Genomic DNA, 9,590 nt, shown 5'->3' with positions numbered 1-9,590 from the left:
ATTTGAATTTTTAAAAATATTATTATTTTTTTATGTGTCAGGATCATTTTGAAATAATGCAGTCTTTAGACCTAATTCGCAAAATGAAATAGAACCGGTCGTGGGATAGACCACGGCCGGTTCTTGTAATGAAAAAGCTTTAGTTTTTAGGGTTGATTCTGAGAGAGACGGTTTTAATTCTTCTCTTTGGCACTAATTTTGAACTCGTTTACTTTTTCGACAGGGATTTGATAATACATCAGAAACGCATTTTGGTTTTCTCCAGCGATGGAGACAATGATCTCTTCGTCGGGTAAGTCTTTGAAAGCTGCTTGTGCAGCTCGAATGTCAGATGGGGTAGCGTAATCGTTAAATTCGTTAAAAGCTTGATAAATGTTATAAAGACCGTCGGTTTCAGTTTGTGTGACAAAGAATGTATTGCCATTCACAAAACCTTTTTGGATTTGTGGATCATCAATGATTCGCATTAGTTTAGTTCTCCTTTGGAATTAGCCGAGTCAACAGATGCAATCGGCGTCTTATAATTTTGGTTTTGAGCATGCTGCTTTTGAGGATTAAGCTATGTAGAGATCTGATCTCCTTACACGTAATGGTAAAAAAGAACATGAATAAACGCAAGTAGAAGTGTTAGATCTGGCTATAATAGCGACTGAATCAAGCGTTTAAATCCACATTTTTTGATTCCATACCGATTATCGAGTTCGTCGCGAAGTGCAAAAAGCTCTTCAAAAGAAATTACTTCGATGATTTGATCTGATGTATCAAAAATGATGAGCTTACTGTTTTTAAGAAATTCACCAGTCTCATGATTGTGAGTTGGAAGAAGGTCTAGTGTTTGCTGTATGTATTTACCGTTATCCTGGAGGATACGATCTTTTTTCATTTCTGCAATCAACTGAGATAAATCTTTTAGATTAAGATCGTTACCCCCTTGATGATCTTCAGCATAGCTCATACCTTTACCATGTGCGATCAAATATACGAATGCACTTCGTAGTGTACTTTCGGCTTGTGATTGTTGACTAGTGTAATTCATGAAAATCTCCTTTTCGTAACTTTAAAACTCGCTAAACCTTCAAGTACCTAATGGGTCGCGTAACGCTCGCGACTTTTTTGTGATGACAAAAAAGAAGATGGATTGAAGTGCTCAAATTGTGTATTGGAGTGCTATTGGTTATTTTGCTAAATCTGTCTTCAAGTGATTGTTGAAAGAGAGCACTCTTCTAAGTACCTTGTCAGCTTTTATAAGGAGGTGTATTAAAAGTAATTCTTAAAGAAGTACTTCTTTGTGTTAAATTTTTAAACCCCCCCCGTTAAAAATTTTAACCAAAGGGAACACGGAAATCCTTACGTTAAAATTTTTAACAAAGTAATTTCTGTGGATAACATGCGTTAAAATTTTTAACCAAAGGGATTTTATTACGTTAAAAATTTTAACCAAGTATTACGTTAAATTTTTTAACCAAACATAAGTTATCCACATTTTTGTTACGTTAAAATTTTTAACATAGTGGAGATAGCGTAATGAAGAGGGTACTAACGTAAGGCAGCCAATAAAAAAAAGCGGGATATATGCTCCCGCTTTTTTCAAAATATAACTTGCTCTATTGTTTTAATGGTGATCGGGCGTATCAGTCCCGAATTCTCCTCTATAGTGTGCTCTATTAGCTGCATGTAACTTCTAGCGATCCAATCACGAACCATGTCATGGCTGGTTACGATAATGATTTTTCCATCTCGGATCAAGAGATACGATTGGCCAAACCATGTTTGAAATGACTGATGTGCTATCTTGGTCTTTATGTAGGAGCAGACTTCTTCCCATAATCGAATTTCTTCGACGGTACGAGTCGATTTTGCTTCTTCACTTTTACGTTCTAAGTGCTCTTTGATACCAGTTCCAATGATAGTAGTGCTCGGTTTACGTTCAAAACCTTGATTCTCGATAACTGTCACTGGAGAGATCTCTGGAATGTTTTCAGAGAGCTCAATGTCATACGACTCATTCAAATTGAGAATAAATGCGTTATGACTTTCTCGAATGGAATCAGGCAGTTTTGCGACTAGATCTTCACTTAGCAAAGGGATACTCGCTCGGACTTTGACCCGGGTAGCATCATTCATGCCGGCCTTTTTTTTGCTTTCAGCCCAAAATCGCATAACAAAGGCATACGATTCAAGGATCTCAAGATACTTCTTTAGCGTCTGCCGACTGATCCCCATCATTTCTGCCATGTTATCGATCGACCGGAACGGCATATCGTTGTTGATACACATCCGATGATAATTGATATACACCATCGTCGCTTGGAAGCCGAGAATAGGCTGCCAGTAATCCAAAACATAGTTCTCAATGATTGTTTTGTTGCCTGATCGGGCAACTAAAGATTGGCCAAATCCTTCAAGAGAGAATGCGGCAACCTCGCTGGCTGAATAGTATATTTTCTTGTTTACGGTAACGAGATCGGTAATCTGCTGTTCATCACGATTACGCGTACGAGATACTTTTTCAGCCGTAGCGACATAACGGAAAAAAGTAACATTTTCACTGCTTTGTTGTTTCACGGAAATGCCCTCCCAAAATTGACAAAGGGGCGATTTATCCGCTATACTTACCATAACTATTAACCCTGAATTTGATTGATTTCCTTCCTTATTTTAAGGTTGGTGAGCATAGTAATTTCATCGCCGGAGCCACTCCCTTTACTGCAAAAAGGGGGTGGCTCTTTTCCTTGTTCATCATATTACCACAATTCCTAAGATTTTCAATGTGAGTTATTAATGCGAATCTATTGACAACATTTACGAAAAGAGTTATTACACAATAGGTCAGATTCCCTATTTTATCTTTATCGGAAGGACAATTCTTTTTTGTTAAAAATTATTCAGAAGTAATTAAATTTTCTTTTTTCATAAAAAAAGCCCATACGAAGTTCGTATGGGCTTTTGGATGTATCACGTTTTTTTATTCAGGGGTTTCTGGGTTTAGTGATTATTGAGGATCAAGCACTTTTGCAAGGAGATCCGGGTTTGCTGCTTTGAATGCGGCAAGTACTTCTGGTTTAACTACGCCGAGAAAGTCATATCTTTCCCAGCGAGTTGGTTCGCCATCAGCTAAACAGGTTGAAAAGACGGCAGTTCCAAGATTCTTGGGTTTGCATCCAAAACCTCCGGTAGCCTTCCAAAGCTGAAATTCTTTTTTTCGATATTCTAGTGTCAGATGATTTGGGTTTAGTACGAGGACTTGATTCTCGTAATTGGAATGAATTTGCGACTGAGGGATACAATCTTCTTGAGTGAACATGATGATAGCGTGCTCCTTTTAATTAAAAATGAGATTGGATTGATAGTTACGAAAAATAGCTTGATGTTGAACTAGATGTTGATTGCAAATTCAATAGGAACATCCGCTGCCGTTAGATTGTCATACAACTCTGTATATTGAGCAGATTCCTCTGGAGTGAGTGGACGCTCCGCTTCAGTCTGCGTTAAGTTATATAGTCGTTCCAATTGCTCTGTATAATCCATGTCATTGCCTCCAGCTTTTTTGGTTTATAGTTTCTTTATCACATGTTTAATTGGTGCGAGTATGATTATTCGCACCGTGTTTCTATATTTTTTATTGTGATTCATAATATTATAATGTTTTAAACAAAATACTGAACAACCAGTGTTTTTGATATAAAATGTATTGCGAATGGTAAGTATTTCATTATACTAAATATAGGATGTTGAACGAATGGGGTGGATCAAAACAAGAAAGGAATATGACATATGACGAAGGTTGTAACATACACCGAGGAAGAATACGTTAGAGATACTCGTGCCCATATATCAAGTGTCCAGCAACATATGCAAACATTTGCTGCGTTACTTAAGGCACGATCCGTTGTACATGACAAATCTAAGTTTGAAGAACCAGAAAAAAGTATTCTGCATCAGAACACCGTGGAGTATCGTCGATATCAATTTGGTAGTGTTGAGTACCAATCTCATTTAGAAAAAGTGAAGGTTGCACTTGATCATCATTACGGGGTTAATTCACATCATCCGCAACATTATTTGAACGGTGTAGCTGGAATGGATCTTTTGGACATTGTTGAGATGTTTTGTGATTGGATGGCAGCGTGCAATGAGCATGGGGACGGCAAAATTATAAACTCGATCTTAGAAAACAAGAAAAGATTTAACTATTCTGAAGAGTTAACTCAAATATTGATTAATACTGCAACTCGATTAGAGCCAAATAAATAAGTCTCGGGGACATTTAATGCAGATTATTAGTGCAATGTCAAAAGAAATGCTTGAAATGAATGCGACTGAGGCTCATGTGCAGTTGGAAAACGTCGAAAAAAAAGAAGGGCTGACTGCAGTTATTTCGGTATATGACATCAAAAACCGGCGAATATGGTGCTCAATGAATTGTATGCGTGGGCTGAGAAAAATAACGAGGAAGTAAAAGATCTGATTGAAAAGCTAGAGCAGGACATGACTTGGAATAAAGGAATCTAAAGGATATTTACAGAATTCTCGAACGAGAAAGCCCACTTCTTTAGACGTGGGATGAAAGTGAGGTCGGATACGCTTCAAGTATCCGAACGTTTCAATTTACCTTACAAACTGATACAATGTAGACATGAATGAATATAGAAGAACACACACAACAGTATCTTTGTTGAACTATCATTTTGTGTTTTGCCCCCGATACAGGAGAAAGATATTTCTCAAATCAGAGGTAGAACAGCGCTTCAAGGAATTGGTGCATGAGGTATGTGCAGAGCTTAACATTGAGATTGTTGCACTGGAGTGCGACAAAGATCATACACATCTGTTTCTCCATGCACTTCCAACATTAAGCCCTGCGGATATCATGGCAAAAATAAAAGGAGTCACATCCAAAAAACTACGCGAAGAGTTTCCACACCTTCTGCATTTGCCCAGTTTGTGGACACGTTCTTATTTTGTTTCTACCTCTGGAAATGTATCAAGTGAAACCATCAAGCGTTATGTTGAACAACAAAAGAAAAGGGGGTGAAACCGATGTCTCAGACTATAACAGTTAAGGTCAAGCTGCTACCGACGAAAGAGCAGATCCAACTATTGCAACAAAGTAGTCATGAATATATCCGAGTTGTGAATACACTCGTGGCTGAGATGGTCGAAGAAAAGAAAATTTTGAAGAAGACAACAAAAGACGTTCCTGCTCATCTACCAAGTGCAGTGAAAAATCAGGCGATTAAAGATGCGAAAAGTGTGTTTTCTACCAAAGTGAAGAAAAGTCAATACACCATCATACCCACCCTGAAGAAACCGATTTGTGTATGGAATAACCAAAATTATTCGTTTGACTTCACCCACATTTCCATTCCAGTCATGGTCGAGGGAAAATCCAATCGTGTAAAAATTCGTGCATTGTTCATCGACAAAGACCATCGAAACGTTGATCTTTTGAAGCACAAACTAGGTACGCTCCGTGTCACGAAAAGCTCAGGTAAGTGGGTAGCCCAAATTGCAGTCACCCTGCCAACAACGGAAAAAACAGGTATGCGGGTTTTGGGCGTTGATTTAGGGTTGAAAGTCCCTGCCGTAGCCATCACAGAGGATGATCGAGCTCGCTTCTTTGGGAATGGACGAGAAAACAAATACAAGAAACGGAAGTTTCGTAGTGTTCGTAAAAAGCTAGGAAAACAAAAGAAATTGAACGCTATTCGCAAGTTAGATGATAAAGAACAACGGTGGATGAAAGACAAAGACCACAAGGTTAGTCGTGAAATCGTGAATTTCGCCATCGAAAATAAGATTTCTGTCATTCGCTTAGAGCAACTAACAAATATAAGGCAGACGACAAGAACAAGTCGTAAAAACGAAAAGAATCTACATACATGGTCATTCTACCGCTTGGCACAATACATTGAATACAAAGCAAATATGGCAGGGATCAACGTGGAATATGTGAACCCTGCATATACAAGTCAATCCTGCCCGGAATGTTCACAAAAGAACAAGGCACAAGATCGAAGATATATGTGCCCATGTGGATTTGAGAAACATCGAGATATCGTTGGGGCGATGAATATTCGCTACGCAACTGTGATTGGCGGTAACAGTCAATCAGCCTAAGATGCAATATGCACTGTCTTAGGAGGGGTAATGGCATACCCTAATCTTAGCATCTGTCCAAAGCAGAAATGAATTGAGGACGTTAAGCTAGCTAAGAATCCCAGTCACTTTGTGACCTTGCCCCTTTAGGGATGGGAGTGTCAAGTATGCTGGTAGTGTTTTGATATTGGTGAGATCGGGATATATATATCCTTGTACATAAACATTTGCACTTCTTTGTATGTCAGTGACTAGCATTAGAGCAGCTTCAATATTTCCTACAGCGGCATTATGTGCAATTACAATTGACCACCTGGAGATAATTGCACTACATAATAGATAGAGATAAGAAGCACACGTCGATATTTTCGGCGTGTGTTTTTAATGTGAATTGATTTATTTCTTAAGAACTCATTGTTAAAGCAATATAAAATATGAAAGAAAATCACCAATAATATATTGAAAAAAATGTTGAGATTATTTTCGATTTCATATAATTCATATAATTAATATAGATAAAAATATTAAAATAATTTTAAATTATCTGATTTTCGTAAAATGTTTTGCAAAAAATGTAGAAATATATGATGAAATAAGTTCGTGCACTAACTGGAATACTTGTCCAAGCGGAAGTATCGTGGTACAATGTTTTTGTAGGCAATAAGAGCCCTTTAGAAGACATACATTGGACGTTGTATGATGATTTTCTACATATAAAGGAGAGTCGAAAATGAACCCCAAAAATTCGTCTCTGCTTCTATGGGAGCGATTTTTTTCAGTGAGAAAAAGAAGTGTGATTCATGATTATTGATCATATCTCAGTCGATTTAAGACAACATGAAAAATTGAGCAGATTTGAAATAATTGAGGGACGTTATTATCTGGATGGACGTGAAATACGAGCAGAAGAAGCGATTGCCTCATTGCTGCTCAGTTTACGATTTGCTGAAGATCGTAGTGTTCGGACTCAGGTATTTGCAAATGAGGACGATGGTTTTGCAGATATTCAATTGATCGAGTGGCTGCTATATAAAAGTGGTGTGAGTAACTATCAAATCAGTAAAAAATCCAAAATTGGTGAGTCAACGTTATCACGTATAACAAGTGGTGAGACTTCTTTGCATTCTGTGCGTTTCCAAACCGCTATTAAATTGACAGAGTATGCGAAACAGATTCAGAGTGAACGTATCATTTTGGAGAAAGGTAGAGATGTACTATGAGTGAGAATCGCAAACGTATTTCGTTTTGGGAACCAGAGTCTCCAGTAATACAAAATTGGATTAAAAACCAAACTAGTTTAGGGAAAAGTCTTGAGCTAATCATCGCAGATGCAATGATGGTATACGGCGAAGGAGATGTGATTCATAGCTATCTAAACCTTCGTGTTAGGCACATGCAGGAAAATAGTTCACCGCATTTCTTCCCACCGCATGAACTACTTCCTTCTAATGGATCTGGAGCTGGTTCTAATCAGCAAAGAACTCAAGATCCTGTAAGTGGAAATCATCAGATTCATCGTGATACGACAAATGGATCTGGTAGTAACCCTGGAAGTAACAGTGACCATGGAAGTATGATGGATCAGATACGACGTGATGCAACGTCTGGATCAGGTGGCAACCCAGGAAGTAATAATGACCATGGAAGTATGATGGATCAGATACGTCGTGACGCAACATCTGGATCGGGTGTCAACCAGGGAAGTAATAATGATCATGGGCAACATCTGGATCGGGTGTCAACCAGGGAAGTAATAATGATCATGGAAGTATGATGGATCAGATACGTCGTGACGCAACATCTGGATCGGGTGKCAAYCAGGGAAGTAATAATGATCATGGAAGYATGATGGATCAGATACGTCATGACGCAACGAATGGATCGGGTGGCAACTCGGGAAATAATAATGATCATGGAAGTATGATGGATCAAATACGTCGTGATGCAACGTCTGAGTCTGGTGGTCAACAGCGAGGTGCAAATGATCCTGGAGGGATAGCGGATCAGATACGACGTGAATCAACATCTGGATCTGGTGGCAGTCAAGTTAATGATCAAAATAATAAGCTTAATATCTTATTAGGTGACTCTGGTAGTAGTTTTGCTTGATGATTTTATATTGATAGAAAAGATTTCAAAAATACAAGATTGAGTCACATATATATTATTGTCGTGCTTGCTATAAAAAAATTATAGACACACAAGAAAAAGGAGAAGATACGACTATGGCGAAAGTTACTGCACAATCGATTATTCAAGCCATTAAAGCAGGTCTTGATCTTGGAAATGGCTATGTTAAAGCAAACATTAACGGAAAAATACGGGTTTTTCCAAGTGTAGTAGTGAAGCAGTTTAATAGAAATACAATACCGCTGGGTGCAGATGATATCGATGATTTTATGAAAGATATCATTAATCAAATGGATTTAAGCTTTGTTAGTCCATTGGTTAAATCCACGGAGCGACGTTTGTTTGGTGAACGTGCACTTAAATCAGGAAATAGCGTGGAAGAGTTCGACGTATATTCTAAGCTTGGTAAATCAGAAGTAGATTTGTCCGGTGTGCTAGCACTAGGAACAATTGCTGCTGATCGACTACAAGATCACTATAATACAACTGGTAATTTGCCAGAAAACGACGTTTTACAAGTTCGGGTTGATCTGGCGACTGCACTTCCGATCGACGAACATAAGACTCGTGCAGAATTATATCGGGAACTTTATCTGAATAATGGAGGATCACATATCGTGACATTCCATAATTTCAAAAATCTAATTCGAGTAGAAATTATTTTTGAATACGTTATGGTAATTAACGAAGGTGAATCTGCACAATATGGGCTTATGCTTGCGAAAGACGAAGTGCTAGAAATGATCCGTCAGGAAGCGGTTAAACGTTTTCCAAACGGAGAATTAGAGGGTATCTCTGGGAAAGACTTAGTTAACGCCGAAAATCTGCTTGGAATAGACATCGGAGAAGGTACGATTGACTGGGCTGTCTTCTCGAATGGTAGGTTTAACCCTGATGCCAGCACAACGACTAAAAAGGGGTATGGATCAGTACTCGAAGAAACACTTGGTGTGTTGCAAAATGAGGGCTATGCGTATCGCTCTAGAAAAGAGCTAGCAGAGTTCCTACATAAGGAGCCATCTACTTTTACTAAAGCAAAATGGGAACGGGTTAGTAATGTATCTCAAACGCAAGAAGATCGCTTTGCTGAATCGATGTCGGGTGAAATCAGTAAAGTGTTCAACAAAGTGTCCGGATACATTGAAGTTATTTTCGTATTTGGTGGGGGAGCTACTCCGCTTGAGTGGACGTTATTCCCGAAACTACAATCCCGTATTTCGGAATTTGGTAAAGATAATCTGTTACCAATTGTGTATCTGGATAGTTCATTCTCTAGATTCCTCAACGTGCAGGGCTTGTACCAAGTGGCACTTAGAATGCGTCCTAACCGTAAAGACGCTTCATAAGGTCTTCAATTAGAA

The 9,590-nt window shown here is 38.5% G+C and carries 12 protein-coding genes; 7 read left to right on the top strand and 5 right to left on the bottom strand.

Features of this window, described 5'->3' with window-relative positions; all coding sequences use genetic code 11:
- Positions 1 to 173: 173 nt before the first annotated feature.
- The 5 genes from ASD24_RS09860 to ASD24_RS30240 form a co-directional block, all read right to left on the bottom strand.
- Positions 174 to 467 carry a hypothetical protein gene (locus ASD24_RS09860; protein ID WP_056694993.1) on the bottom strand — a complete coding sequence of 98 codons (294 nt, stop codon included), beginning with the start codon at positions 465 to 467 and terminating at the stop codon, positions 174 to 176.
- Between the two features lie 170 nt (positions 468 to 637).
- Positions 638 to 1,036, bottom strand: coding sequence for a hypothetical protein (locus tag ASD24_RS09855; RefSeq protein ID WP_056694991.1), 399 nt, complete (start codon positions 1,034 to 1,036; stop codon positions 638 to 640).
- A gap of 551 nt (positions 1,037 to 1,587) precedes the next feature.
- The gene (locus tag ASD24_RS09850; RefSeq protein WP_056694989.1) at positions 1,588 to 2,565 is read right to left on the bottom strand and encodes a DnaA N-terminal domain-containing protein; all 978 of its coding nucleotides are present in this window, start codon (positions 2,563 to 2,565) and stop codon (positions 1,588 to 1,590) included.
- 427 nt (positions 2,566 to 2,992) lie between these two features.
- Positions 2,993 to 3,304: a hypothetical protein gene (locus ASD24_RS09845; protein ID WP_056694986.1), complete on the bottom strand. Its 312-nt coding sequence runs from the start codon at positions 3,302 to 3,304 to the stop codon at positions 2,993 to 2,995.
- Between the two features lie 71 nt (positions 3,305 to 3,375).
- Positions 3,376 to 3,528 (bottom strand): hypothetical protein, encoded by a 153-nt coding sequence (locus ASD24_RS30240; protein WP_156395410.1) that lies wholly within the window; start codon positions 3,526 to 3,528, stop codon positions 3,376 to 3,378.
- 246 nt (positions 3,529 to 3,774) lie between these two features.
- Between ASD24_RS30240 and ASD24_RS09840 the strand changes: the two genes are divergently transcribed.
- The 7 genes from ASD24_RS09840 to ASD24_RS09805 all read left to right on the top strand — a co-directional run bounded on the left by ASD24_RS09840 (position 3,775) and on the right by ASD24_RS09805 (position 9,575).
- Positions 3,775 to 4,254, top strand: coding sequence for a DUF5662 family protein (locus ASD24_RS09840; RefSeq protein ID WP_056694984.1), 480 nt, complete (start codon positions 3,775 to 3,777; stop codon positions 4,252 to 4,254).
- A gap of 382 nt (positions 4,255 to 4,636) precedes the next feature.
- Entirely contained in the window at positions 4,637 to 5,035 is a 399-nt protein-coding gene (gene tnpA / locus ASD24_RS09830) for an IS200/IS605 family transposase (protein ID WP_056694979.1), read from the top strand.
- A 5-nt stretch (positions 5,036 to 5,040) separates the two neighbouring features.
- Positions 5,041 to 6,120: an RNA-guided endonuclease InsQ/TnpB family protein gene (locus ASD24_RS09825; RefSeq protein WP_056694978.1), complete on the top strand. Its 1,080-nt coding sequence runs from the start codon at positions 5,041 to 5,043 to the stop codon at positions 6,118 to 6,120.
- Positions 6,121 to 6,899: 779 nt separating this feature from the next.
- Positions 6,900 to 7,319: a hypothetical protein gene (locus ASD24_RS09820; RefSeq protein ID WP_056694977.1), complete on the top strand. Its 420-nt coding sequence runs from the start codon at positions 6,900 to 6,902 to the stop codon at positions 7,317 to 7,319.
- A complete protein-coding gene (locus tag ASD24_RS09815; RefSeq protein WP_056694976.1) occupies positions 7,316 to 7,873 on the top strand; it encodes a hypothetical protein in 558 nt (185 codons plus the stop codon). Before ASD24_RS09820 ends, ASD24_RS09815 begins: the two co-directional genes overlap by 4 nt.
- Positions 7,874 to 7,944: 71 nt before the next feature.
- Positions 7,945 to 8,208 carry a hypothetical protein gene (locus ASD24_RS09810; protein ID WP_162248941.1) on the top strand — a complete coding sequence of 88 codons (264 nt, stop codon included), beginning with the start codon at positions 7,945 to 7,947 and terminating at the stop codon, positions 8,206 to 8,208.
- A gap of 116 nt (positions 8,209 to 8,324) precedes the next feature.
- On the top strand, positions 8,325 to 9,575 hold the full coding sequence (locus tag ASD24_RS09805; RefSeq protein ID WP_056694968.1) for a ParM/StbA family protein: 1,251 nt from the start codon (positions 8,325 to 8,327) through the stop codon (positions 9,573 to 9,575).
- The last annotated feature ends 15 nt before the right edge of the window (positions 9,576 to 9,590 follow it).

This window comes from Paenibacillus sp. Root52 (assembly GCF_001426865.1).
Classification (GTDB): Bacteria; Bacillota; Bacilli; order Paenibacillales; family Paenibacillaceae; genus Paenibacillus.
This window is presented reverse-complemented; position numbering and strand designations above follow the sequence as displayed.